This window comes from Brevundimonas sp. TWP2-3-4b1, assembly GCF_049897665.1.
GTDB lineage: Bacteria > Pseudomonadota > Alphaproteobacteria > Caulobacterales > Caulobacteraceae > Brevundimonas > Brevundimonas subvibrioides_B.
Map to the genome: position 1 here is coordinate 81,782 of NZ_JAFCWQ010000002.1, position 23,442 is coordinate 105,223.

At 68.4% G+C, this 23,442-nt stretch carries 23 protein-coding genes; 9 read left to right on the forward strand and 14 right to left on the reverse strand.

Going from position 1 to position 23,442, the window contains the following annotated elements; translation table 11 throughout:
* Positions 1 to 17: 17 nt before the first annotated feature.
* Both ACP7A5_RS02730 and ACP7A5_RS02735 read right to left on the reverse strand, forming a co-directional pair.
* Positions 18 to 158 (reverse strand): hypothetical protein, encoded by a 141-nt coding sequence (locus tag ACP7A5_RS02730; RefSeq protein ID WP_426040598.1) that lies wholly within the window; start codon positions 156 to 158, stop codon positions 18 to 20.
* 67 nt (positions 159 to 225) lie between these two features.
* Positions 226 to 360: a hypothetical protein gene (locus ACP7A5_RS02735; RefSeq protein WP_426040473.1), complete on the reverse strand. Its 135-nt coding sequence runs from the start codon at positions 358 to 360 to the stop codon at positions 226 to 228.
* 192 nt (positions 361 to 552) lie between these two features.
* Here ACP7A5_RS02735 and ACP7A5_RS02740 point away from each other — a divergent pair, with 192 nt between their 5' ends.
* The 3 genes from ACP7A5_RS02740 (at position 553) to ACP7A5_RS02750 (ending at position 3,067) form a co-directional block, all read left to right on the forward strand.
* On the forward strand, positions 553 to 1,773 hold the full coding sequence (locus ACP7A5_RS02740; RefSeq protein ID WP_426040474.1) for an NADP-dependent isocitrate dehydrogenase: 1,221 nt from the start codon (positions 553 to 555) through the stop codon (positions 1,771 to 1,773).
* Positions 1,774 to 1,889: 116 nt separating this feature from the next.
* Entirely contained in the window at positions 1,890 to 2,486 is a 597-nt protein-coding gene (locus ACP7A5_RS02745; RefSeq protein WP_426040475.1) for a DUF2939 domain-containing protein, read from the forward strand.
* Positions 2,483 to 3,067: a DUF2939 domain-containing protein gene (locus ACP7A5_RS02750; RefSeq protein ID WP_426040476.1), complete on the forward strand. Its 585-nt coding sequence runs from the start codon at positions 2,483 to 2,485 to the stop codon at positions 3,065 to 3,067. Before ACP7A5_RS02745 ends, ACP7A5_RS02750 begins: the two co-directional genes overlap by 4 nt.
* An 82-nt stretch (positions 3,068 to 3,149) precedes the next feature.
* Here ACP7A5_RS02750 and ACP7A5_RS02755 read toward each other — a convergent pair whose 3' ends face one another.
* From ACP7A5_RS02755 to ACP7A5_RS02765, 3 genes are all read right to left on the reverse strand, one after another.
* A complete protein-coding gene (locus tag ACP7A5_RS02755; protein WP_426040477.1) occupies positions 3,150 to 4,931 on the reverse strand; it encodes a DUF885 domain-containing protein in 1,782 nt (593 codons plus the stop codon).
* Between the two features lie 248 nt (positions 4,932 to 5,179).
* On the reverse strand, positions 5,180 to 7,849 hold the full coding sequence (gene alaS / locus ACP7A5_RS02760) for an alanine--tRNA ligase (protein ID WP_426040478.1): 2,670 nt from the start codon (positions 7,847 to 7,849) through the stop codon (positions 5,180 to 5,182).
* An 81-nt stretch (positions 7,850 to 7,930) separates the two neighbouring features.
* A complete protein-coding gene (locus tag ACP7A5_RS02765) occupies positions 7,931 to 8,143 on the reverse strand; it encodes a hypothetical protein (protein WP_426040479.1) in 213 nt (70 codons plus the stop codon).
* A 103-nt stretch (positions 8,144 to 8,246) separates the two neighbouring features.
* Between ACP7A5_RS02765 and ACP7A5_RS02770 the strand changes: the two genes are divergently transcribed.
* On the forward strand, positions 8,247 to 8,600 hold the full coding sequence (locus tag ACP7A5_RS02770) for a thiol-disulfide oxidoreductase DCC family protein (protein WP_426040480.1): 354 nt from the start codon (positions 8,247 to 8,249) through the stop codon (positions 8,598 to 8,600).
* A gap of 273 nt (positions 8,601 to 8,873) precedes the next feature.
* Here the strand turns inward: ACP7A5_RS02770 and recA are convergent, their stop codons facing one another.
* From recA to chpT, 7 genes are all read right to left on the reverse strand, one after another.
* Positions 8,874 to 9,956, reverse strand: a complete 1,083-nt coding sequence (gene recA, locus ACP7A5_RS02775) for a recombinase RecA (protein ID WP_426040481.1) — start codon at positions 9,954 to 9,956, stop codon at positions 8,874 to 8,876.
* A gap of 177 nt (positions 9,957 to 10,133) precedes the next feature.
* Positions 10,134 to 10,955 carry a DUF4344 domain-containing metallopeptidase gene (locus ACP7A5_RS02780; protein ID WP_426040482.1) on the reverse strand — a complete coding sequence of 274 codons (822 nt, stop codon included), beginning with the start codon at positions 10,953 to 10,955 and terminating at the stop codon, positions 10,134 to 10,136.
* Between the two features lie 78 nt (positions 10,956 to 11,033).
* Positions 11,034 to 11,726 carry a methyltransferase domain-containing protein gene (locus ACP7A5_RS02785; protein ID WP_426040483.1) on the reverse strand — a complete coding sequence of 231 codons (693 nt, stop codon included), beginning with the start codon at positions 11,724 to 11,726 and terminating at the stop codon, positions 11,034 to 11,036.
* A 58-nt stretch (positions 11,727 to 11,784) separates the two neighbouring features.
* Positions 11,785 to 13,668, reverse strand: coding sequence for a M20/M25/M40 family metallo-hydrolase (locus tag ACP7A5_RS02790; RefSeq protein WP_426040484.1), 1,884 nt, complete (start codon positions 13,666 to 13,668; stop codon positions 11,785 to 11,787).
* A gap of 61 nt (positions 13,669 to 13,729) precedes the next feature.
* On the reverse strand, positions 13,730 to 14,545 hold the full coding sequence (locus ACP7A5_RS02795) for a CheR family methyltransferase (protein ID WP_426040485.1): 816 nt from the start codon (positions 14,543 to 14,545) through the stop codon (positions 13,730 to 13,732).
* A gap of 32 nt (positions 14,546 to 14,577) precedes the next feature.
* A complete protein-coding gene (locus tag ACP7A5_RS02800; RefSeq protein ID WP_425987934.1) occupies positions 14,578 to 14,949 on the reverse strand; it encodes a response regulator in 372 nt (123 codons plus the stop codon).
* An 88-nt stretch (positions 14,950 to 15,037) separates the two neighbouring features.
* Positions 15,038 to 15,718, reverse strand: coding sequence for a histidine phosphotransferase ChpT (gene chpT, locus ACP7A5_RS02805; protein ID WP_426040486.1), 681 nt, complete (start codon positions 15,716 to 15,718; stop codon positions 15,038 to 15,040).
* A 98-nt stretch (positions 15,719 to 15,816) separates the two neighbouring features.
* Here chpT and cysQ point away from each other — a divergent pair, with 98 nt between their 5' ends.
* From cysQ to ACP7A5_RS02825, 4 genes are all read left to right on the forward strand, one after another.
* Positions 15,817 to 16,599: a 3'(2'),5'-bisphosphate nucleotidase CysQ gene (cysQ, locus tag ACP7A5_RS02810; RefSeq protein WP_426040487.1), complete on the forward strand. Its 783-nt coding sequence runs from the start codon at positions 15,817 to 15,819 to the stop codon at positions 16,597 to 16,599.
* 91 nt (positions 16,600 to 16,690) lie between these two features.
* Positions 16,691 to 17,830, forward strand: a complete 1,140-nt coding sequence (locus ACP7A5_RS02815) for a cache domain-containing protein (protein WP_426040488.1) — start codon at positions 16,691 to 16,693, stop codon at positions 17,828 to 17,830.
* Positions 17,827 to 18,972 (forward strand): hypothetical protein, encoded by a 1,146-nt coding sequence (locus tag ACP7A5_RS02820; RefSeq protein ID WP_426040489.1) that lies wholly within the window; start codon positions 17,827 to 17,829, stop codon positions 18,970 to 18,972. Before ACP7A5_RS02815 ends, ACP7A5_RS02820 begins: the two co-directional genes overlap by 4 nt.
* A 297-nt stretch (positions 18,973 to 19,269) precedes the next feature.
* Entirely contained in the window at positions 19,270 to 19,455 is a 186-nt protein-coding gene (locus ACP7A5_RS02825; RefSeq protein WP_426040490.1) for a hypothetical protein, read from the forward strand.
* Here the strand turns inward: ACP7A5_RS02825 and ACP7A5_RS02830 are convergent.
* Entirely contained in the window at positions 19,452 to 20,702 is a 1,251-nt protein-coding gene (locus ACP7A5_RS02830) for a hypothetical protein (protein WP_426040599.1), read from the reverse strand. The genes ACP7A5_RS02825 and ACP7A5_RS02830 overlap by 4 nt on opposite strands.
* A gap of 161 nt (positions 20,703 to 20,863) precedes the next feature.
* Here ACP7A5_RS02830 and ACP7A5_RS02835 point away from each other — a divergent pair, with 161 nt between their 5' ends.
* Entirely contained in the window at positions 20,864 to 21,961 is a 1,098-nt protein-coding gene (locus ACP7A5_RS02835; protein WP_426040491.1) for an alkene reductase, read from the forward strand.
* 4 nt (positions 21,962 to 21,965) lie between these two features.
* On the opposite strand, the gene ACP7A5_RS02840 is transcribed toward ACP7A5_RS02835, so the two are convergent.
* Positions 21,966 to 23,399 (reverse strand): PLP-dependent aminotransferase family protein, encoded by a 1,434-nt coding sequence (locus tag ACP7A5_RS02840; protein ID WP_426040492.1) that lies wholly within the window; start codon positions 23,397 to 23,399, stop codon positions 21,966 to 21,968.
* Positions 23,400 to 23,442 lie beyond the last annotated feature (43 nt).

The following is a 23,442-nucleotide window of genomic DNA, read 5'->3' on the forward strand; positions in this document are numbered from 1 at the left end:
AATGCGCAGACGCCGCCTCAGGGCGTGCGCAGTCCCGACGTCCTGTGCGCGGCGCGGGCGGCGGTCTTGCCGCTTACGACCCGATATTCGGGGTTATCGGCGGGGGCCGCAACCTTGTGGGCCTTGATGGCTGCGGGGGGGGGCAGCGTGTGGACGATCCTGCCGGTCTTGCTCCCCTGGCTGTGGCCTGTTCGACCCGTTCGCCGGCCCTGAAGGTCTTTTCAGTCATGGGGTCGGTGTCTCCTGCTTTGCTTCGACGTCAGCAAGCACCGTCCGCATCAGTTCCGCGTCGACCAGGATCGGCACTTCGCAAAAGGCGATGATCCAGCGTTGAATCAGGCGTTCGGTCTCTGTGTCCACGTCGCGTATCCCTCTGGAGCGGGGCACGCCCTTCCACCGCGGAAAACCCACCTGGCAGGATCGGGTTCAGCTTGACCGCATGCGGCTTTTTTCAGGCATGGTTAATCGCCGGCGTCTGCCCCTTTGCCTCGCGCGCCCGCGCTCGCTATACCGCCGCCACCTCCGGAAACTTGCTGAACAGGACGAAGCCGCATGGCCAAGATCAAGGTCGCCAATCCCATCGTGGACATCGACGGCGACGAGATGACCCGGATCATCTGGCAATGGATCAAGGACAAGCTGGTCTTCCCGTTCGTGGACGTCGAGCTGGACTACTATGACCTGGGCATGGAGCACCGCGACGCCACCGATGACCAGGTGACGATCGACGCTGCCCACGCCATCCAGAAGCACGGCGTCGGCGTGAAGTGCGCCACGATCACGCCTGACGAGGCGCGCGTGGCCGAGTTCGGCCTGAAGAAGATGTGGAAGTCTCCGAACGGCACCATCCGCAACATCCTGGGCGGCGTGGTCTTCCGTGAGCCGATCATCTGCCAGAACGTGCCCCGTCTGGTTCCGGGCTGGACCCAGCCCATCGTCGTCGGCCGTCACGCCTTTGGCGACCAGTACAAGGCCACCGACTTCCTGGTGCCCGGGCCCGGCAAGCTGACCATGAAGTGGGTCGGCGCCAATGGCGAAGAACTGAACTACGATGTCTTCGACTTCCCGTCCTCGGGTGTCGCCATGGGCATGTACAACCTTGACCACTCGATCCGTGATTTTGCCCACGCCTCGTTCAGCTACGGCCTGGCGCGCAACTATCCGGTCTATCTGTCGACCAAGAACACGATCCTGAAAGCCTACGACGGCCGCTTCAAGGACATCTTCCAGGAGATCTTCGACGCCGAATACGCCGACAGGTTCAAGGCCGCCGGCCTGACCTATGAGCACCGTCTGATCGACGACATGGTGGCCGCGGCCATCAAGTGGTCGGGCGGCTTCGTCTGGGCGTGCAAGAACTACGACGGCGACGTGCAGTCCGACATCGTCGCCCAGGGCTTCGGCTCGCTGGGCCTGATGACCTCGGTCTTGCTGACGCCGGACGGCAGGGTGATGGAGACCGAGGCCGCCCACGGCACCGTGACCCGCCACTATCGCCAGCACCAGAAGGGCGAGGCCACCTCGACCAACTCGATCGCCTCGATCTTCGCCTGGACGGCCGGCTTCAAGCACCGCGCCAAGCTGGACGACAATGCCGAACTGGCCCAGTTCGCCGAGACCCTGGAGAAGGTCGTCGTCGACACCGTCGAGGCCGGCTTCATGACCAAGGATCTGGCCCTGCTGGTCGGGGATCAGCAGTCGTGGCTGACCACCGAGGGCTTCCTCGACAAGGTGGCCGAGAACCTGAAGAAGGCGCTGCCGTCGGTCGGCTAAGCGAACCCTGTTCGAATCTTTGGACCCCGCCGGAGCTTCTCCGGCGGGGTTTCGTTTGAGCCATAGGCCTCGACGTGCATTGATGGCGTCTGCGTCGGAGGAGGGGAGACCACCGCGTGAAAAACGTATTCGGGAAACTGGTGCTGGTCGCTATCGCTCTGGCGGTGGTCAGCTTCTTCGCGGCCCCGGCCGTGGCGTTCTTCGGCATCCGCTCGGCGGCTCAGTCGGACGATGTTGCGGGGCTGCAGAGACTGGTCGATTTCGACGCGGTGCGCGCCTCCCTGCGGCCCCAGCTGTCGGGGCGGCCGGAGGCCCTGACCCCGCCGCCGTCCTTCATGAACGACCCCATCGGCGCCGTCCGACGCCAGTTCGAGGAGGCCGCCGCGCCCCAGGGGCCGAACCCGGATGCCTATCTGACGCCGGACGCCATCGACGGCCTGACGCGCGCCGAAGGCCGCTACGCCGCCGTGCGCACGGCCCGGCCGGGCACGGATGACGCCTCGGCGCCCTGGCCGAGGCCGATCTACTGGGGGATCAACCGCGCCCGGATGGCGGTCACGGATGAGGGCGGGTCGGACACGGTCTTCACCTTCGAGCGCAAGGGGCCGTTCGAGTGGAAGCTGGTCCACATCGGTCTGCCGGACGGCTCGACGCCGCAACCCGTCGCGGCAGCTGGCGCGCCTGTCACGCCCGCCCCGGAGACGACACGATGAAAGGCTTCATCAAGGGGGCTGTCGTCCTGGCGGTCGTCGCCTTCCTCGTCGCCTATCTGGCCTCGCCGATCCTGACGGTGAACGCCATCGTCGCGGCGGCCAAGGCAGGCGATGAGGCGGCGCTGGAGCGGATGGTCGATTTCCCGGCCTTCCGCGACAGCCTGAAGGACGAACTGACCGCGCGCTTGATGGCAGAGGCCCAGGCTGATCCTGACGTCCGCGACAGCGCCCTGGGCGGTCTGGGCATGATGCTGGCGCCCATGCTGGTCGGCGGGGCGGTGGACGCCCTGGTCAACGCCCCGACCATCGCCGCCATGGTGCGCACCGCCGAGACGCCCGATCCGATCGACGCCGCGGCGGCGACGACGCCCGAGCCAGAGAGCGAGGACCGGGACATTCGCCAGAGCTACGCCTATCGCGACCTGAACACCTTCGTGCTGGGCCTGACCGATCCGGACCGGCCGGATCAGAAGCTGAAGCTGCTGCTCAAGCGCCAGGGCCTGTTCGGTTGGAAGCTGGCGGGGATCGATCTGCCCAATCCTCCCCCGTCGGGGGAGGTGGCACGGAGCGCAGCGGAGTGACGGAGGGGGCTCGCCCCATACTCCGCGTCTGCGGCTAGCCCCCTCCACCGCTTCGCGGTCCCCCTCCCCCTGTGGGGGAGGATTACTGCTGCGCCGAGATCCAGGCGTTCATGCGGCGATCGAGCAGGTCGAGCGGCAGGGGACCGTCGACCAGCAGGGCGTCGTGGAAGTCGCGCAGGTTGAACCGGTCGCCCAGGGCCTGTTCCGCCCGCGTGCGGATGGCGCGCAGGCGGATCTCGCCGATCTTGTAGGCCAGGGCCTGACCCGGCCAGCCGATGTAGCGCTGCAGCTCGGTCTCGATGTTGTGCGGCGACAGGGCCGAGTTGTCGGTGAAACAGGCGCGGGCCTGTTCGATGGTCCAGCCCATCCAGTGCATGCTGGTGTCGGCGACCAGACGACAGGCGCGCCACATCTCGTAGCTGAGGCGGCCGAACCGCTCCTCCGGCGTGCGGTAGAAGCCCATCTCCTCGCCGAGGAACTCCGAGTACAGGCCCCAGCCCTCGGTGAAGGCGGTGACGCCCGCATTGCGGCGGAAGGCCGGACCCGCCGCCGCCTCCTGCTGCAGGGCGATCTGGAGATGGTGGCCGGGGACCGCCTCGTGCAGGGTCAGGGCGGGCAGTTCGTAGAGCGGCCGCTGGTCCAGCTTGCCGGTGTTGACGATATAGCCGCCGGGCACCCCCTCCTCGAGCGAGCCGCCGTTGTAGCGGCCGGTCGTGTAGTTGTCCTCGATGTCCAGAGGCACGGGGCGGACGTTGTAGGTCAGGCGCGGCAGGGTGCGGAACAGGGCGGGAAGGCCGCCGTCGGCCCGCTTGGCCATCTCCGAGGCCTTCTCCAGCATGTCTTCGCGCGAGGTGGCGTAGAACTGCGGATCGGTGCGCAGGTGGTTGAGGAAGCCGGCGAAGTCGCCGGTCCAGCCGGAGGCGATCATCTCCGCGTCCATGCGGGCGCGGATGCGGGCGACCTCGTCCAGGCCGATCTGGTGGATCTGGTCGGGCGTCAGGTCGGTGGTGGTGTAGCGGCGTGCTTCGAAGGCGTAGAAGTCGCGGCCGCCGGGCCGTGAGCCGATGCCGACCTCGGCGGGGGCGGCCGGCAGGTATTCGTTGGCGGTGAAATCGACCCAGGCCTGGCGACGGGGGGCGATCTCGGCGGCGACGATGGCGGCGGCGCGGGTGCGCAGAGCGTCCTGGTCGGCCGCAGGAATGGACAGGGGCAGGCTGGCGAAGGGCCGCATCAGGGGGTCGGTTGCAGGCGTGAAGGCCGCCTCGTTGCGGAAGATGGCGAGGGCGCTTTCGACCACGGACTTCGGCTGGACGAAGCCGGTCGCTAGACCCCGGCGGGCGTCGGCGAGACCTTCGTCGTACCAGGCGGACAGGCCTTCGAGGCGGCTCAACCAGGCGTCGGCGTCGGCGCGGTTGGTGATGCGGGTCCCGGCGGCGAGAAAGCCCGCGCTCTGGCCGGGCCCGCCCTCGGAGTTGAAGGCGAGACGGCCGCCGTCGAGAGCGATGGATTCGATCGACCGGTCGACGATGATGGCGAGGAAGTCGCGGTTCAGGGCGTCGTTCGAGGACAGGATCGAGACGTCGACGGCGGCGAGGCGGCGCTTGAACGCATTCAGGGGCTCGAGCCGCGCAACCTCGGCGGCGCGGGACTGGTCGGACAGGCGGTACTTGGCGGCCTGGTCGCCCTCGCGGCCGGCCTGGATCGGGTTCAGGCTGAGCTGCCAGGCGTCGTAGTCGGCGATGATCGAGGCGAGGGCAGGGTTCTCGGCCATGGCGGCCGGGGGTGCAGGGGTCTGGCCGGAGGCGGTCATCGCCGAGGTGGACAGAAGCAGACCCGCGACTGCGGCGACGACAAAGCGATTCATTGAGATCCCCGAACTGACGGCGGCATGGGGACCCGAACGCGGGCGGGAGGTCAATGGGGCGTGTTCCCTTCTCCCCTTGCGGGAGAAGGTGGCAGCCGAAGGCTGACGGATGAGGGGTCACGCCGGCGGGGGGAATGAGGGCGGGGTTCAGCGGAAGGGCTGGTGTGACCCCTCACCCGATTGTGCAAGGACGACGGCTGCGCCGCCGTGCGCGAGCTCCCTCTCCCGCAAGGGGAGAGGGGAATAGACTACCCCGCCAGCGCCGCGCGAACGGCCGCCAGACCATCTTCCGCCTTGGACCCGTCCGGCGCGCCGCCCTGGGCGAAGTCGGCCTTGCCGCCGGCGCCCTGGCCGCCCATGGCGATGACGGCGGCACGGGCGAGGTCGGCAGAGTTGACGCGGTCGGTGACGTCGCTGGTCGCCGCGACGGTGACCGCCGCCTTGCCGTCGGTGACGCCGATCAGGGCGACGACCCCGGAGCCGACCTGGGTGCGGAACTCCTCGGCCACGCCGCGCAAGCCCTTGCCGTCGACGCCGTCGAGGATGCGGGCGATCAGCTTGATGCCGTTGATCTCCTCAGGCGCGGCGTTGGCCGATGCGCCGCCGCCGCCCAGGGCCAGTTGCTTCTTCAGGTCTGCGACCTGTTTTTCCAGCAACTTGCGTTCGGCCGAGAGGGCCTCGACGCGGGCGGGGACGTCCAGGGGCTGGACCTTGAACGACTGGGCCAGGGTCTTCGCTACCCCGGCCTGGGCCAGGAGGTACTGGCGCGCGGCCTCGCCGGTCACGCCCTCGACGCGGCGGATGCCAGCGGCGATGCCGGTCTCGCCGGTGATCTTGAACAGGGCGATGTCGCCGGTGCGGGCGACGTGGGTGCCCCCGCACAGTTCAACGGAGTAGGGACCATTGTTGTCAGTCAGAGCGCGGCCAAGCGTGACCACGCGGACCTCGTCGCCGTATTTCTCGCCGAACAGGGCGACGGCGCCGGCGTCGATGGCGTCCTGGGGCGTCATCAGCTGGGTCGTGACCGGGACGTTCTGGCGGATGACCGCGTTCACCTCGGTCTCGATGGCGGCCAGCTGGTCCTCGGTCACCGGGGCGTTGTGGCTGAAGTCGAAGCGCATGCGTTCGGCATCGACCAGCTGACCCTTCTGGGCCACGTGCGGGCCGAGCACATTCTTCAGCGCCGCATGCACCAGGTGGGCGGCGGAGTGGTTGGCGCGGGTGGTCAGACGCTGTTCGGCATGGGCGCGGAGCTGGGCGCGGGCGCCGATGGTCAGGGTCCCGGACTCGATCTCGATCTTGTGGGCGTAGAGGTCGCCGCCGGCGTGTTTCTGGACGTCGAGGATTACGCCGAAGCCTTGCTGGCCGCTCGCGTCGGTCCATTCGACCTCGCCGCGATCGCCGGTCTGGCCGCCGCCTTCGCCGTAGAAGGGGGTCTGGTCGAACAGCACCTCTGCGGTCTGGCCGGGCTCAAGGGCGTCGATGGATACGCCGCCGCGCACGATGGCCAGGACCTCGCCCGAGCCTTCGATGGCGTCATAGCCGGTGAAGACGGTCGGGCCAAGGCGGTCGCGGAGCGACAGCCATTCGCCGGCCGAGGCGGTCTGGCCCGAGCCCTTCCAGTTGGCCTTGCCGCGCTCGCGCTGCTGGGCCATCGCGGCCTCGAAGGCGTCGTTGTCGACGGTCAGGCCGCGACGACGGGCCTCGTCCTGGGTGAGGTCGAGCGGGAAGCCGTAGGTGTCATAGAGGCTGAAGGCGGTCTGGCCGGAGATGACGCCGCCTTCGGACAGGCCCGAGGTCGCCTCGTCCAGCAGGCCCATGCCGCGGCCCAGGGTGGTGCGGAAGCGGATTTCTTCCTGCTTCATCGTGTCTTCGATGGAGGCCTGGGCGCGGGCGAGTTCGGGGAAGGCCTCGCCCATCTGGTCCACGAGGGTCGGGACGAGGCGGTGCATCAGGGGATCGGCGGCGCCGAGCAGGTGGGCGTGACGCATGGCGCGACGCATGATGCGACGCAGGACATAGCCGCGCCCCTCGTTCGAGGGGGTCACGCCGTCGGCGATCAGGAAGGACGATGAGCGCAGGTGGTCGGCGATCACGCGGTGACTGGCGGCTTGTGCCCCTTCAGCCTTCGTCGAGGTGGCGTCTTCGGAGGCGGCGATCAGGATCTGGAACAGGTCGGTGTCGAAGACCGAGTTCTTGCCCTGGAGCACCGAGGTCATCCGCTCCAGGCCCATGCCGGTGTCGACCGAGGGTTTGGGAAGGCTGCAAACGATCTCGTCGTTCTCCTTCTCGAACTGCATGAAGACGTTGTTCCAGATCTCCACGTAGCGGTCGCCGTCCTCGTCCGGCGAACCAGGAGGTCCGCCGGCGATGTGGTCGCCGTAGTCCCAGAAGATCTCGGTGCAGGGACCGCAGGGGCCGTTGTCGCCCATGGCCCAGAAATTGTCGGAGCCGGCGATGCGGATGATCTTGTCGTCCGCGAAGCCTGTGACCTTCTTCCAGATCGCGGCGGCCTCATCGTCGTCGATGTAGACGGTGACGAGCAGGCGCTTCGGGTCGAGGCCGTAGTCCTTGGTGACCAGGTTCCACGCACGGTCGATCGCGTGTTCCTTGAAATAGTCTCCGAAGGAGAAATTTCCCAGCATCTCGAAGAAGGTCAGGTGGCGTGCGGTGTAGCCGACATTGTCCAGGTCGTTATGCTTGCCGCCGGCCCGGACGCACTTCTGCGAGGACGTGGCGCGCGGGTAGGGCGGGACGGCCGCGCCGGTGAAATAGTCCTTGAACGGCACCATGCCCGCGTTGACGAACATCAGCGTCGGGTCGTTCTGCGGCACCAGCGGAGCCGAGTGGACCTTCGTGTGCCCATCGGCCGCGAAATAGTCGAGGAAGGTCGAGCGGATCTGTTTCAGGCTGGCCATGGGCTGTTCAGTCGTTTGCGCGTCGAGGATTTGGGAAGGCGCATATAGAGACTGGAGAGGCCATCGGCCAAGGTTTTCCCGTCACTCCGGGGCGTCGCCAGACTCGGGAGGGCCGTCCACGGCGTCGTCTTCGTCCGAGAGGAGGGCGTCGAGGGCTTCGATGATGGCGTCGATCTGTTCGGCGCTGGCGGCGACGCGGAGCACGGCGCCGTCGCTGCCGCCGATCTCCAGCAGATAGCCGTCGTCGCTTTCCGCCAGGTTGAACTGGGTCAGGGTGGGGATGTCTTCGGCCATGGGAAATCTCCTCGGCGAATGAACCGCCGGCAGGCGGAAGGCTGGCGTTTTAGGGCGTCGGCGTGACGCGGGGCAATGACGAGGTGGGGTGCTATGCTGGGGAATGTCCACGCTTGAAGTCTGGTTCGATGGCGATTGCCCGCTCTGCCGGCGGGAGATCGCCCTGCTGCGGCGTCTCGATCGACGCGGTGCGATCGTCTTCACCGACGTGGCGACGGGTGAGGGACACTGTCCCATCGACCGCGCCGTCTTGCTCAGCCGGTTTCACGCACGGGAGGACGGGCGTCTGGTGTCCGGCGCCGAGGCCTTCGCGGCGATGTGGCGGGCGATCCCCTTGCTGGCCCCGCTCGGCCGTCTGGCGAGAAATCGGCACGTGCTGGCGGTTCTTGAGCGGCTCTATCTGGTGTTTCTGAGGGTGCGGCCCGGCTTGCAGCGCGCACTGGGTCGACGGGGCTGAGCGCCGGTCTGCGGATGTGGGTGACCGCCTGACCGGAACAGAAAAGAGCCCGCCCGGACGAACCGGGCGGGCGGCTCCGTCCAGCCCGAGCCCCACGGGGGTCGGCGGCGGGTCGCAGGGACCGGCCGGGCGGATTGTCTCATTCCTCCCCCGGCGGGGGAGGTGGCGCGGCGCTTTTTCAGCGACGTGACGGAGGGGGCCCGCCGCGAGCGACGAAATGTGGGGTCGGCCCCCTCCACCGCTTCGCGGTCCCCCTCCCCCGATGGGGGAGGATCAGCCGTCGAGATCCTGACCTTCGTCCGGCTCGGGCGTGCCCAGGAGCTCGTCGGCGATCTTGGAGGTCGACTTGCGGACCTTGTCCTCGATGGCGTCAGCCATGTCGGGGTTGGCTTTCAGGAAGGCGCGGACGTTCTCGCGGCCCTGACCGATGCGGGTCGAATCGTAGGAGAACCAGCTGCCGGACTTCTCGATGATCCCGGCCTTGACGCCCAGGTCGATGATCTCGCCGAGCTTGGAGATGCCCTCGCCATACATGATGTCGAAGATGACCTCGCGGAACGGCGGGGCGACCTTGTTCTTGACCACCTTCACGCGGGTAGTGTTGCCGACGACTTCGTCGCGATCCTTGATCGCGCCGGTGCGGCGGATGTCGAGACGGACCGAGGCGTAGAACTTCAGCGCATTGCCGCCCGTGGTCGTTTCCGGCGAGCCGTACATGACGCCGATCTTGTGACGGATCTGGTTGATGAACAGGACGATGCAGTTCGACTTGGAGATCGAGGCGGTCAGCTTGCGCAGGGCCTGGGACATCAGACGGGCCTGAAGGCCCGGCAGGCTGTCGCCCATCTCGCCCTCGATCTCGGCGCGCGGGGTCAGGGCGGCGACTGAGTCGATCACCACGATGTCCACGGCGCCCGAACGCACCAGGGTGTCGACGATCTCCAGCGCCTGTTCGCCCGTGTCGGGCTGGGACACCAGCAGATCGTCCAGATTGACGCCCAGCTTCTGGGCATAGCCCGGATCCAGCGCGTGTTCGGCGTCGACGAAGGCGGCGGTGCCGCCGGCCTTTTGAATCTCGGCCACCGTATGCAGGGCTAGGGTCGTCTTGCCCGAGGATTCAGGACCGAACACCTCGATCACCCGCCCGCGCGGCAGGCCGCCGATGCCCAGCGCCATGTCGAGGCCGAGCGAGCCGGTGGACACCGAGGGGATCACGTCGGCGACCCCGCCCTTGCCCAGCTTCATGACCGAGCCCTTGCCGAAGGCGCGGTCGATCTGTGCGATCGCGGCCTCCAGGGCCCGCTGCTTGTCGCCGTCGTCCTTGCCCACCAATTTCAGATTCGCCTGAGCTGCCACCTTGCCACTCTCCCTTGCCATGATTCCCGTTGAGACCCTGGGGAGAGGCCCGCCTTCGGTCCGATGACCGTGACCCGCTCCCTGTGAGCAGGACTATGTGCATGGTTTGTTCTGGTTGCCAATATGTTCGTTTCTGAACGACGGACGCAGCCGTGAAGCTACGTCCGTTTCTGACGCCTATTCCTTAAGGTGAGCATCCAGCAGGGTGTACCAGGTCGAGGTCAGGCGCTCGAACTCGGCCGGGCACTGTTCGGCGCGTTCCGGGGTCAGCCATTCCTCCTCGAGGAGGTTGGCGTATTTATCGGTGTCGGAGCCGTAAACCAGGCAGGTCAGGGTATAGTAGCGCTGCTGGCTGAGGGAGTGCTCGTCGGCGAAGTCGCTCTCGTCGACCTCGGCCGCCTCTTCGGGGTCGGTGTAGAAGCTGAGGGCGCCGGCGATGGCCGATTCCTCGCCGTCATCGCCGTCGATCAGCCACCAGGCGGCCAGGCTGTCGGCCGTGTCTTCCTCGCGGCCGGTGAAGGGAATTTCCAGAACGTCGACCAGGGCGTGGCCGACTTCGTGGAAGACGGTGAACAGGAAGGAGCCGTTGACCGCGTCCTCGATCTCTTCCTCGGTTTCGTAGTAGGCGGCGAAGGTCTCGCGCTCGCCCTCGAACATCTCGATGCAGATCTGGATCTCGCGATCCTCGGGGATGTAGTAGGCGTTGTTCTCGCCGCACTCGGCGAAGCGCAGGCCGATATCGACGGGCAGGATCAGGCTCTCGTTCAGAACGTCGGCGACGTCCTCCAGCCAGCGCTCCTCGCTCAGTTGGGCGGCCAGAGCGGTGTAGTCATCGCTTTCCAGCACGGCCGGGCGGACGACGAAGTCGCCGCGATCCTGGGCAGGGCGGGCGGCCGAGGCCTCGGCCGAGGCGGCGCCGTCCTCGCAGGCGGAGATGGCCAGGGCTGCGAAGGCGATAAGCGTGAAGCGACGCGCGTGCGGCCCGATCGACATGGACATGGTGTTCCCCCTGAACGCAGGCTGTCTAGCGCCGCGGGCGCGCTACGCCAACGTCCGGGAACGGAGCGTCAGACTCCGTCAGTGCGAAGTGGGGTCGCGGACCGCGATCAGGGACTTGGTCAGGCCGGCGACGACCTCGTCGTGGTGGGTCGCGTCCGGATACAGAAAACGGAACTGGGCCTTGTCCAGCAGGCGGGCGTGCTGGACGTCGCGCATGGCCGCGCCCATGTCCGGCGCCCTCTGCGAGAAGCCGTGGCGGCGTTTGAGCAGGGAGCGGGCGCGGCTCTGTTCCGAACGCCAGTGGAAGAACGGGGCCGAGAAATGCGGCTCCACCGGGAACCAGAAATAGGGCGTCTGGACGTAGTAGCGCGGGGCCAGGCGGCGGCATTCGGCGGCGAAGGCCTCCATCCGCGCCCAGTCGCCGACGTGTTCGATCACCGAGTTGGAGTGGACCATGTCGAACGCGTGGTCTTCGTATTGCGGCAGGGCGCAGGCGTCGCCGTCGATGACGGTGAACAGGCGGGGGTCCGCGACCTCGTCGATGCCGCCCGGATTGACGAGGGTGATCCGGACCCTCGAGGCGTCCAGGAACTGGCGATCGAACAGGGTCCAGTAGTTGGCCTCGCCGCCCAGATCGATGATGTTCACCGCACCCTTCCCGGCGTGGATCCTGGTGATCATCGCAATGATCCTTCGTGCGCGGGCGCGGCGGAACCGCGAGACCAGCGAGTTGGGATCTGTGTTGTCCTGGAGGGCGTGGATCAGGTTCATGCGCCCCTCGTACAGGACCGGCTTTGCCGTCCGCTTAAGTGGCAGGGTTACCGGAAGCCTAAGTGGGGCCGTCGGCGGCAGGCGGGGGCGCGGGCTCGGCGAATCGGGCCGTCAGCGACAGGCCGCAGGCGAGGATCAGACAGGCCGCCGCGGCCGCCGCCAGCGTGCCTTTCGAGCGCGGGGCGAGCGGGACGAGGAACAGCAGCACCAGCACAGTCATGAGCGCGAGGACGCCGGGCAGGTCCATGCCGACGCCGAGGAAGACCTGGTGCGACAGGTTCAGGATCCAGGCCCCGCCGACGACCGTGGCGACGACCGCCGGGAACAGGGAGCGGGGGCTCTCCAGCCGCGCGCCGGTGAGGGCGCAGGCCGCCGCCGCGAGGGCCGCGAGCAGGCCCGGCCAGATGAAGACCAGGGCGGCTTCCGGCGCCGCAGCCTGGGCTATGAAGCCGAAGACGAAGATCAGGGCGATCAGGCCGAGCCAACCGCCCCAGACCGTCCTGGGCGCACTCTGCGACCAGACCGTCAGGACCAGAGCCGCGACACCGGCGCCGAGCACTACGGGATCAAAACCACCGAGGATCTGGGCGGCCGCGACCGCCACGATGGTGACGCCAGCCAGCAGTTTCGGACCGAAGGCTTGACGACCCGCCAGCAGGGCGAGGGCGACGGCGGCCATCGCAAGGCCCGTTCCGGCCTCCATCCACGGCAGGCGGCGGAGCAGGGTGTAGTAGACGTCGGCGGACTCGGCGCGTGACGACATCGGCCCGGCGAGCACCCGGACGCCGTGGGCGACGACGATCCCCGTGGCCACGATCCACAGGCCCGACAGCATCCCGCGTCCGACGTCGGGGGCGGTCAACCCGGTCGCATGGCGCGCCCCCCAGGCGGCAAATGCGCCGAGCAACGCAGTCAGGGCGAGCAGGGTCCAGCCGAGGTCGAGCGAATGAACGATGGTGAACAGGCCCAGATAGTCGCCGTAGACGACATTGCGGCCCGTGACCGGCAAGGCGTCGGCGCGCAGCAGGGCGTCGGTCGCCTCCAGCGCCTGGGAGCCGATATGCTGGACCGCGCCCTGATCGAGGTTGTCCGGCGTGGCGGTCGGGGAGTGGTACTGGGACGGGCGGCCGATGAAGGCGAAATTGACCCCGGCGACGCCCCGGTTCCTGGAGATTGTGAAGTCGGTGCCGTTCGGCATGTTTTCATAGACGAAGATCGACAGGGAACTGGACGAAGCCCCGCCGTCGGCCCGCCGTGCAGCCCGGCTGAACAGGTCGATGGTTTCCGCGTTACCGCGTCCGGTCTCGAACATGAAGGCGCGGCCACCGCCGCCCCGGGCCTCCAGGTTCACCAGGGCGCCGATGCGGTCGCGCAAGGGGTGTTCGGAGAAGAAGATGCGGGCGCCGTCCAGATTCAGCTCTTCGGAATCGGTGAACACAACGACCAGGCTGCGGTCGGCAGGGCCACGCGCCTTGATGGCGCGCACGGCTTCGAGGATCGCCGCGACGCCGGCGCCGTCATCGGCGGCGCCGGGAGAGTTCCAGGCGCTGTCGTAGTGGGCCATCATCAGCACGGCCGGAGCCGATGGATCGCGGCCGGGCAGGACGCCGACGATATTGACCGCCTTATTGCCTGCTGAGGCCGGATCCCCGCCCCAACGGCGCAGACGCTCGATGGCTTCGGGCGACAGAACCCCGGCCTGCAGGGCCGGGTTGAGCCCCAGCGCCGCCATGCGACCGAACAGCCAGGATTGTACCCGCGCGTGGTCGGCCGAGCCGACGGGGTGGGGGCGGGCGCCGATGACCCGAACATCAGCCATGGCGCGGACGGCGGAGAAGTCGGCGGCGGGCGTGTCGGTCCCGCGCGCGCCGGGAACCTGAAGGGCCCACACGCCGATCATTAGAGCGACTGCCAGCGATCCGAGAAACAGAGCCCAACGCATCGCCATCCCCTCCGACGTTGCGGCGACCATAGGGGGCCGGGCGTGGCCGTGTCGACCGGGATCAGGCGGCGCGGCTGAGGGCTGAGGGCGCCTTGACGAACAGGCCCTTGCGGCCGGTCACGGGACGGAAGGCGACGGTGTCGGCGTCGATTCGCTCGTCGGCTCCCAGAATCAGGACGCCGTCGTCCATCAGCCGCCGCTCCAGACCGTCCACGACCTGGCCGCGCCTGGCCGGATCCATCTCCGAGAGGATGTTTCGACACAGGATGACGTCGAACCGGGCGGCATCGGCCGGGGCGTCAAGCAGGTTGTGGCGGGCGAAGCGGACGGCGTCGCGCAGGGCAGGCTTGGCGACCCAGGCGTCGTCCGCCGGATCGAACCAGTTCAGCATTGTCCGGGCGTGCAGGCCGCGCTGGATCTCGAAGGCGGTGTAGGATCCCGCCCGGCCGCGCTCGATCGCGCGCTGTGACAGGTCGGTGGCGACGATCTCGACATTGGCCCCGACCTCGAGGCCGGCCATGGCGAGGGAGTAGGGCTCCTGGCCGTGCGAGCAGCCGGCGGACCAGACGCGCACCAGACCCTCAGGCCGGGCGCGGGCGATGGCGGGCAGCAGCTCGCGCGCGAAGGTGTCGAACACCGTCCGGTCACGGCGGAACCAGGTCTCGGGGTTCAGCAGGGCCTCGATGACCGCCCAGCCGAGGCTGGCCACCGGCTTGGCCCACAGGCTGGCCAGCATGTCGTCGACACTGTCGAAGCCCTCGCGACGCGCGACAGGGGCCAGCCGGTGCTCGGCGAGGTGGATCCGATCGCGCCCCAGCCGGAAGCCGGCGCGAGAGGCCATCAGGGCCTGCAGGCGGTCGAAATCGTCCTGGATCATGTGACGGCTACAGCGCGGGTCATGGCTGGGCTTCAGACCGCTCCGACTTCACTGAATTTGGAGTGCAGGATTTCCGAGTCGAACGGCTTCATCACATAGTCGTCCGCCCCGGCCGACAGGGCCTCGGCGATGCGTTCGGGCGCCGTCTCAATAGTGCAGAACAGGACCTTGGGCCTGTCCCCGCCCGGGGTGGTGCGCAGCCGACGCAGGAAGGCCAGCCCGTCCATGACGGGCATGTTCCAGTCCAGCAGGACGACGTCTGGCATCATGCCGGTGCAGTAGGACAAGGCCTCGATCCCGTCGGCGGCTTCATCGACCTCGAACCCGAGGCCTTCCACGATGCGGCGCGCGACCTTGCGGATGATCCGGCTGTCGTCGACGATGAGGCAGGTGCGGACGTCCAACGCGGTCTTCTCCAAACGGCTCGAATCAAGCGCCGCTTCAACCGTCAATATCGCTTCCGGGCGGTTAACGAGGCGTTGGGATTCGGGATTAAGACGGCATCCGTACGGTCATCGACACGCGGCCCTCCACAGCTTCGACCGTGAGCGTTCCGTCCGCCTGATCGGCTGTGAGCCACAGCCAGTAAGGCTGAATCCACTGGCCCGCGAGGCCTTCGGTCAGCCGCAGGCCGGCCAGACCCGTCGCCGCCTCGGCCTTCAGCCGGGCCCGCGCGCCCTCGGCGACGCCCTCGATCACCAGTTGGGCGCCCTCGCGCCGCACAGCGACCGTCGCCGCGCCGCCCATCGGCAAGGCGCCTACAGTCAGATAAGCCAGATTGACCAGGGCGCGGGCCTGGGGCTTGCCGAAGTCGCCGTCGCCGAGGCTCCAGGCCAGGGTGGCGCGTCCGCCCGCGACCACGTTGTCGACCAGGGCCGTCAGTTCGGCGCCCGTGAACCGCTCGGCTGTCGTCGCGGCCCCGAAGGCGACGCGGCAGAACTGGACCAGGGCGACCATCTTTCTGGCGCTGTCGGCGATCAGGCTCATGGCGTCGTCGCGCATGTCCTGGGCCGTCGGATCGTCCAGCAGGTCCAGCCCCGACATGATCGCGCCCGAGGGCGAGATGAAGTCGTGGCAGAGCTTGGCGGCGATGAGGCTGGCCAGTTCCTGGCCATCGACGGGCAGTTCGCCCAACTGCGAACCAGACTGGGCGGAGACGGCGGCGTCGGTCATGCGGGGCTCGGGCTCTCGAGGGGCTTCAAGATCGGCCGCCACCCTCGCGTGATTTGCGCCGTCGCGAAACCGCCCGCGATGGTCTATCCCCCGGCATAATGACCGACAGACTGTCCTCCGACCTCGCCTCCGGCGCCCTGCACGACACCCTCGCCGACATCGCGGAGGAGGCCGCCGCCGTCATCCTGCCCTACTGGCGGGCGGGCGGAGAGGTGTTCTCCAAGGCGGACGACAGCCCGGTCACCCTGGCGGACCAGAAGGCCGAGGCCCTGATCCTGTCGCGCCTTGCCGCCCTCTATCCCGAAGTCCAGGCCGTGGCCGAGGAGCAGTCGGAGGCCCAAGGCAAGCCCGAGAGCGCCGCTGATCGCTTCTGGCTGATCGATCCGCTGGACGGCACCAAGGGCTTCGTCCAGGGCAAGGAAAGCTTCACCGTCAACATCGCCCTGATCGAGGGAAACCGTCCGACGGTCGGCGTTGTCTCGGCGCCCGCGACATCGCTGACCTGGCGGACCGCGCCCGGCGGCGGGGCCCAGATGCGCCGCTATGGCGACGCGTGGAGGGCGATCCGGGTGCGCAACCGGCCGGATCAGGGCTTCGCCCTGTTGAGCCACAGCGTCACCGATGAAGAAGCCGCCCGTCTCGCCGCCCGCCATGGCTGCACGAAATGGCAGGGGACGGATTCGTCGCTGAAGTTCTGCCTGATCGCCGAGGGTCGGTTCGACGCCTATCCGCGCACCGGTCCGACCTCGGAGTGGGACACGGCCGCGGGGCAGGCGGTGCTGGAGGCCGCCGGAGGACGGGTGCTGGGCCCGGACGGCCAGCCGCTGGCCTACGGCAAGCCGGGGTTCCTGAACGGCGCCTTCGTGGCGATGGGCGGGTAGGTTTTCGTCAGGGATCGACAGCCGCGCCTTCCTTGTAGAGCCGCCACGGCAAAGCTAGACAGTTCGCTCAAGTTGCCGATCCGGGGGGATCATGAAATTTCGCCGTGACGCGCCCGTCGCCCTGATCACTGCTGTTGTGCTGGTGGTCGGGATCCTGACCGTGGCCTCCAACCTGCTGTTCGGGGGCATGACCACGGCGGTCGAGCGCAGCCATGTCCAGCTGATGAGCGCCATCATCAACTTCAACCTGGACGGCGCGGCCGGCAACGCCCTGGCCCGTGCCGAGATCATCGCCGCAGAGCCCGAGGTGCGTGCGGCGCTGGCGCGTCAGGACCGGCCGGCCCTGCTGGCCGCGACATCGGGCATGTTCGCCACCCAGAAAGACAATTACGGCGTTACCCAGGTGCAGTTCCACTCGGCGCCCGCGACCTCCTTCCTTCGCCTTCAGGCGCCCGAGCGGTTCGGCGACGACCTGTCCAGCTTCCGGCCGATCGTGGTGGCGGTGAACCGCGAGCAGACGGCCAAGAAGGGCATGGAGACCGCACGTTCCGGTCCCGCCATCTTCGGCGTCGCCCCGATCGCGGCGCCTGGCGGGACCCATGTGGGCTCGGTCGAGGTCGGCATGGATTTCGGTCCGGTGCTGGACCGGCTGAAGGCGGCCTATGGCCTGGACCTGACTCTGTTCCTCGACGAGGCGCCGCTGCGCCAGACGGCGACGGCGATGGATCCGACCGTGCTGGCGGAACAGAACCGTGTCGGCTCGACGATCAAATATTATTCGACCGACTGGGACCTGATGCGGACCCTTGTCACGTCGGACGACCTGCGCGTCCACGACGAGCCGTCGGACTATGTTCGGAAGGCCGCCGGCAAGCCTTACGGCGTCATCATCGTGCCGCTGCGCGGCGCGTCGGGCGAACTGCTCGGCGCCGTGGCGGTGACCCAGTCGTTCGCTCCGACGCGCGGGGCGGCGGGGCGGTCGCTGGTGCTGCAGATGCTGTTCGCCCTGTTCGCCATGATCGTGCTGGCCGGCGTGGTTCTGGTCGTAGTGAGCGGCTTCCTGCTGCGTCCGCTGCGGGCCATCTCGGCGCGGTTCGCCGCCATCGGCACGGGCGAGACGGTCGAGGACGACGAGGACGACGATCGTCTGTCCATAGAGATGGCCGAACTCGCGGCCGAGCAGAAGCGGATCGCGGCGCTGGTCGCAGCCAAGCGAGGCCGGGGGTCGTGAGCGTCCGGCGTCTGATCGCCATTCTGCTGGTTCTCGGCGGGCTAATGGTCGTCGGCCTGCTGCTGCCGGGTTTGGGTCAGACCCAGAACGCGACCCAGCTGCCCGAGCCGCCGTTGTCCGCTCCGGCTGCCCAGGGCGCGACCCTGCCGCTTGGCACGGGCCTGCCGGTGGTGGTGCGCAGCGGCCTGTCGTTCGTCGCTGTGGAATCGGTCGATGAGAACGAACAGACCTTCGTCGCCACGGTCGATCTGCGCCTGCGTTGGACCGATCTGCGGCTGCGGTATCCGGCGTCCGAGGCCTCGGTCGGCTATCGCGAATGGCGCGGCGAGCTCGCCGTCGAGCAACTGGCGGCGATCTGGACCCCGGATGTGGACCTCGCCAACCTGGTGGGCGATCCGGACGCCGACAGCCGGTCGCTGCGCATCTTTCCCGACGGCCGGATCGAGCTGCTGCGCCGGGTGACCGCGACCTTCAAGGCACCGCTGGACGTAACGCGTTTCCCCTTCGACCATCAGGCGTTGAGCATCGAACTGGTGTCGCGCGGCGAGCCGGTGGACCGCGTCGCCCTGGATTATCGCCAGGAAGATCTGGAGTTCAGCCGCGCAAGCGCGGGTCTGGCGCTGGACGGTTGGGATATCGGACGGGTCAGCCTGACGCGGGATCCGATCGCCGGCTGGTATGGCGAAACCTATGCCCGGCTGCGCGCCTCGCTGGATGTCGGGCGGGTTGCCGGATCGACGGTGGCGGGGCTGTTCATCCCGCTGCTGGCTTCGCTGCTGATCCCGCTGCTGGCGACCTGGCTGAACTCGGTCAAGGACGGCGAATTCCAGACCGAGGCGTTCGAGCTGACCAATATCGTCATCGGCGGCCTGTTCGCGGTCATCGCCCTGAACTTCACGGTGAACACCGACCGGGCCAGCCTGGCCAACGGGCAGAACACGGTCGCCCTGCTGTTCGGGCTGAACTACATCACCCTGGCGCTGGCTCTGGCGATCAACATCGCCCTGTTCCGCTTCAATGTCGCGCGCAGCCTGGCCGGACGCCATGTCCAGCACGAAGTGTTTCTGTACATCACCTGGGCCCTGCCGCTGACCGTGGCGGCGACAGCCGCGGCCATCGTGCTGATCGCGGCGGTGTCATAGGGGTTGAATGCCGATAGCCGTTGGCGACGGCCCATGATTGTGTCCGCTCGTGAGAGTGGAAGGGTGCGGGCATGATCAAGGGTGTGACGCTGTTTCTCGGCGCGACCGTGCTGCTGGGCAGTTGCGCGGTCTCCGGCCCGCCGGGGAGCCTTGAGGCGCGGCAGCTGCTGGTTCAGACCGGCCAGTGCTTCCGGGGCGAAGAGGTGAACAACTTCAACGTCAAGGACGCCCGCAACGCCTATGTCGCCACCCGTCGCGGCTATGTCTATCGGCTCGAGAGCGCCGGGGACTGTTTCAGTGAGGGGCGTCATCAGCCTGTCGGTCCCTCACCACCGGCTGAGCAACCAGGGGATCTGCGTGGGAGAGGAGACGGCCGTCTACATCGCGCAGTGGCGCGGCGGGATCGGCCAGCAGTGCGTGGCCCGGGTCTCGGGTCCGATCCGGGACAGCCGCGTCTCGGGACTTTGGTCCCACCAGAACTAGGCCCGGACGGGCAACCCCATCATCAGTCCCCTGGCGCGGTCGGCGATGACCGGAACCCCGTTTTCGCGGGCGGCCTCGGCGGCCTCGGCGAGGACGAAGGCGGCCTGATCGGGGTCGGAACCCATCAGCTCGCTGCGGGCGATCATCAGCCGGGCCATGGCGATCTGGTCGACGGCCCAGTCGATGACCGAGGGAACGCCGGTGCGGTCGGCGAGGCGGCGACGGACGCGTGTCTCGATCTTCGAGAGTTCGGTCAGGTCGCCGGCGGTCGCGGCCGTCTCGATCTCGCGCGCGACCAGCAGGTCGAGGGCGAGCGCCCCCAGGATCGTGCCGTAGCCGGTCGTCAGCGCAACGGACTGGCGGATCGGCTCGATGGGGGCGGTCGGGTCGATGGAACGCGCGATCTGGATGGCGACCCAGTCGAGCGGGCTGTGGTCGACAAAGAACTGGTCGGCGGCGGCGTCGAACATCTCGTGCCCGGTCTGCATCGCGGCTTCGTCGTCAGCCATGGCGGCGAGCGCGGACAGGCCGGCGGCGCAGAGGGCGAGCGCCCGGGCGCGGGTCAGTGGGCGGGTGTCCGGCGAGCAGGCTTCCACCAGAGCGGTCAGGTCGCGTCCCGCCTGGTCCAGCAGGCGGGCGTCGCGCTGGATGATGCCGCCTTCCAGCGCCAGCGCCGCGCTGTCGAGGCGCAGGTCGTCGGCCTCGAGCGGATTGTGCTTGGTGAGGGCGTGCAGGGCCGCGTCCATCAGGGCCGCGGCGTCCTGACGGTCGGCCGCCTTTTCGCTCAAACGGGCCTGACGTGCGTGGATCCGGGCATGGACCCCGGCGCAAGAGGCGAGGGTCGGCAGGCGTTTCGAGGTCGCTTCGCGGGCCCACTCCGCCGCCTGGACGATGGCGTTGCGGTCTCCGAACAGGTCGAATTTCGTGATCAGGGCCTGGGCGCCGGACAGCAGGGCGCGGGCGCGTTCGTCCTCGGTGCGGGCGGCCTTCAGCGCGTCCTCGGCGGTCGATAGGGCTCGGGCGATGCTGTCGAGGGCGCCGCTGCGACGGGCATGCTCTCGCCACAGGATCGAGGCGCGATGCCAGGTCTGCGACGGCCGCGAACAGGACACCCGGCCGCCGTCGGTGGTCAACGCCTTCGCCTCGCGCGCCAACAGTTCGACGCCGATAAGCTCCAGCCAGCCCAGGTCGTCGCTTTCGCGCGCCTGCACGAAGAGCCGTCTCAGATCCTTGCCGAACTCGAACATGGCCACGTCACTACTCTCCGGTCGTCCCGCATCGGGACCGTCTCAGGCGTTCACTCCCTTGTCTAGCAAACCCGACGCCGCGACCGGGTTCCATGCACGCCCTGTTGCGCCGCACAGTTGGGGCGCCTACCTCTTCGCGACCGCAACACCAGGTGTTTCACATGACGACCCTTTTCGACCCTATCGACCTCGGCGCGATCCATCTCAAGAACCGGATCGCCATGGCCCCCCTGACTCGCAGCCGGGCGATCGAGGGCGAGGTTCCGAACCCGCTGGCGGTCGAATACTACGCCCAGCGCGCCTCGGTCGGCCTGATTATCTCCGAAGCCACCCAGATCAGCCAGTCGGGTCAGGGTTATCCCAACACCCCCGGCATCTTCACCGAGGCGCAGGTCGCCGGCTGGAAGTCGATCACCGATGCGGTGCATGCCAAGGGCGGCAAGATCGTCGCCCAGCTGTGGCACGTGGGTCGGGTGTCGATCCCCGACTATCAGCCCGACGGCGGCCAGGCCGTCGCGCCGTCAGCCATCGCCGCAGTCGGCAATGCGATGAAGCGCGACTTCTCGATGACGCCATTTGAGACGCCTCGTGCGCTGACAGTCGACGAAATCCAGGGCATCGTCGGAGACTATGTCCACGCCGCCGAACAGGCGAGGAAGGCCGGCTTCGACGGTGTCGAGATCCATGCCGCCAACGGCTATCTGATCGACCAATTCCTCAAGGATGGTTCCAACCAGCGCGACGACCGTTATGGCGGTTCGGTCGAGAACCGCGCCCGCTTCATGCTGGAGATCACGGCCGCCGTGGTCGCCGCCATCGGCGCGGACCGGGTCGGCATCCGTCTGTCGCCGTCGAACGGCGCCAACGGAACGATCGACAGCGATCCGGCCTCGATCTTCCTCTACGCCGCTGCGGCCCTGAAGCCGTTCGGCCTGGCCTATCTGCATCTGATCGAAGGCGAACCCGACACCCCGATGTCGATCAAGGGCGGCGCTCCGCAGCTGGCCGCGCAGATCCGCGAAGCCTTCGGCGGACCGTTGATGCTGAACGGCGGCCTGACCCGCGAACTGGCCGAGAAGGCCATCGCTGAGGGTCGCGCCGACCTGATCAGCTCGGGCGTGCCGGTCCTGTCCAATCCCGACCTAGTCGAACGCTGGAAGCGGAACGCGCCTCTCAACGCTCCGGACAAGGCCACCTTCTACGGCGGCGGGGCCAAGGGCTACACCGACTATCCGTTCCTGGAGACGGCGGAGGCGTAGGCCTTCAGAACACGTCCGGCTCCGGCGTCTTCGCGCGCCTGGCCGGGCGGTCGCCGATGCGGCTCCAGGCGTCCGCCAAGGTATCGATCGCTGCTTCTAGCTCCGGCACCGGCAGGCAGTAGGGCAGGCGGAGGAAGCGCTGGAAAGCGCCGTCGACGCCGAAGCGGGCGCCGGACGCGATAATGACCCCGGACTTTTGAGCCTCGACAACGAGCGCCCCGACGACGGGGCGGGGCAGGGCGACCCACAGAGAGAGGCCGCCTGTAGGCCGGGTCGTCTCCCAGTCCGGTAGAACATGCTGAAGGCGGGCATGCAGCGCCGCTTCTCGCGCGGCCAGGGCGGCGCGACGTTCCACGACGGGCGTCTGATCCCCGGCCAGCAGGTGGGCGGCGGCGAGTTGCTCGATCACCGCTGCGCCCAGATCGAGCGAAGCCCGCGCCCGGACGGCGGCGTCGGCGACCTCGGTTTCCGCCCGCATCCATCCGATGCGAAGGCCTCCCCACCAGGTCTTGCTCATCGACCCGACGCGAACGACGTGCGGGCCGGGCGCGGCAGGGGCCGGGGGCGGCTGGTCAAACCAGAGCTCGCGCTGGGTGTCGTCCATGACCATGAGGGCGCCAACGCGGGCGACCGCGCGGGCCACCACGGCCTCGTCCTCGGCGGCCATGACGTGGCCGGTCGGGTTCTGGTGCGCGCCCAAAAGGTAAACGAGTCGGGGCCGGACCCGCTCGATGGTGGCGACCAGTCCGTCGATGTCCCAGCCGGCGGGGGTCAGGGCCACGGGCACGGGCCGCATGCCGGCGCGCACGATGGCCTCGATGGCGTGGGGGTAGGTCGGGTGGTCGATCAACACCGCGTCGCCCGGTCGCCCGAAGGCGCGCAGCAGGATGGCGAGACCGTTCTGGGCGCCCGCTGTGACAACGATCTGATCGGGCGTCGTCGGCAGGCCCGCGCGGTCATAGGTCTCGGCCGCCGCGCGCCTGAGCGGCAGCAGGCCGATGGGGTCGTAGCCGTGTCCCGGCAGGTGGGCAGGCAACGAGTCCAGAGCCCGGGCATAGGCGACATGGACATGCGCCCCGGCGGGAAGGACCGCCGTCGCCATGTTCACTACTTCGGGTCCCGGGGCGACGTGGAACAGGCCCTCCAATCGTTCGGCGCGACGGAAGGGCAGGGCGGTGTAGGTCCCGGCGCCGACGCGACTGGTCAGGAAGCCGTCGGCGCGCAGCCGGTCCATGGCCGCGCTGACGGTGATGCGGCTGACGCCCAGGGCTTCGGCCAGGCGGCGCTCTCCGGGCAGGCGGGCGTCGAGCGGCAGGCGACCGTCCAGCACCAGACCCTTCAGCGCATCGGCAAGGCTGCGATAGGCGACGTCCTCCGCGCCGGACGCGCGCCAGTCGCCGAGGTGGCGGGACAGGCTGTTGAGATTAACGACGGACATGAGGCCACCGTCGCCAAAGTGGCTATGGATTACAAGGCCGGTT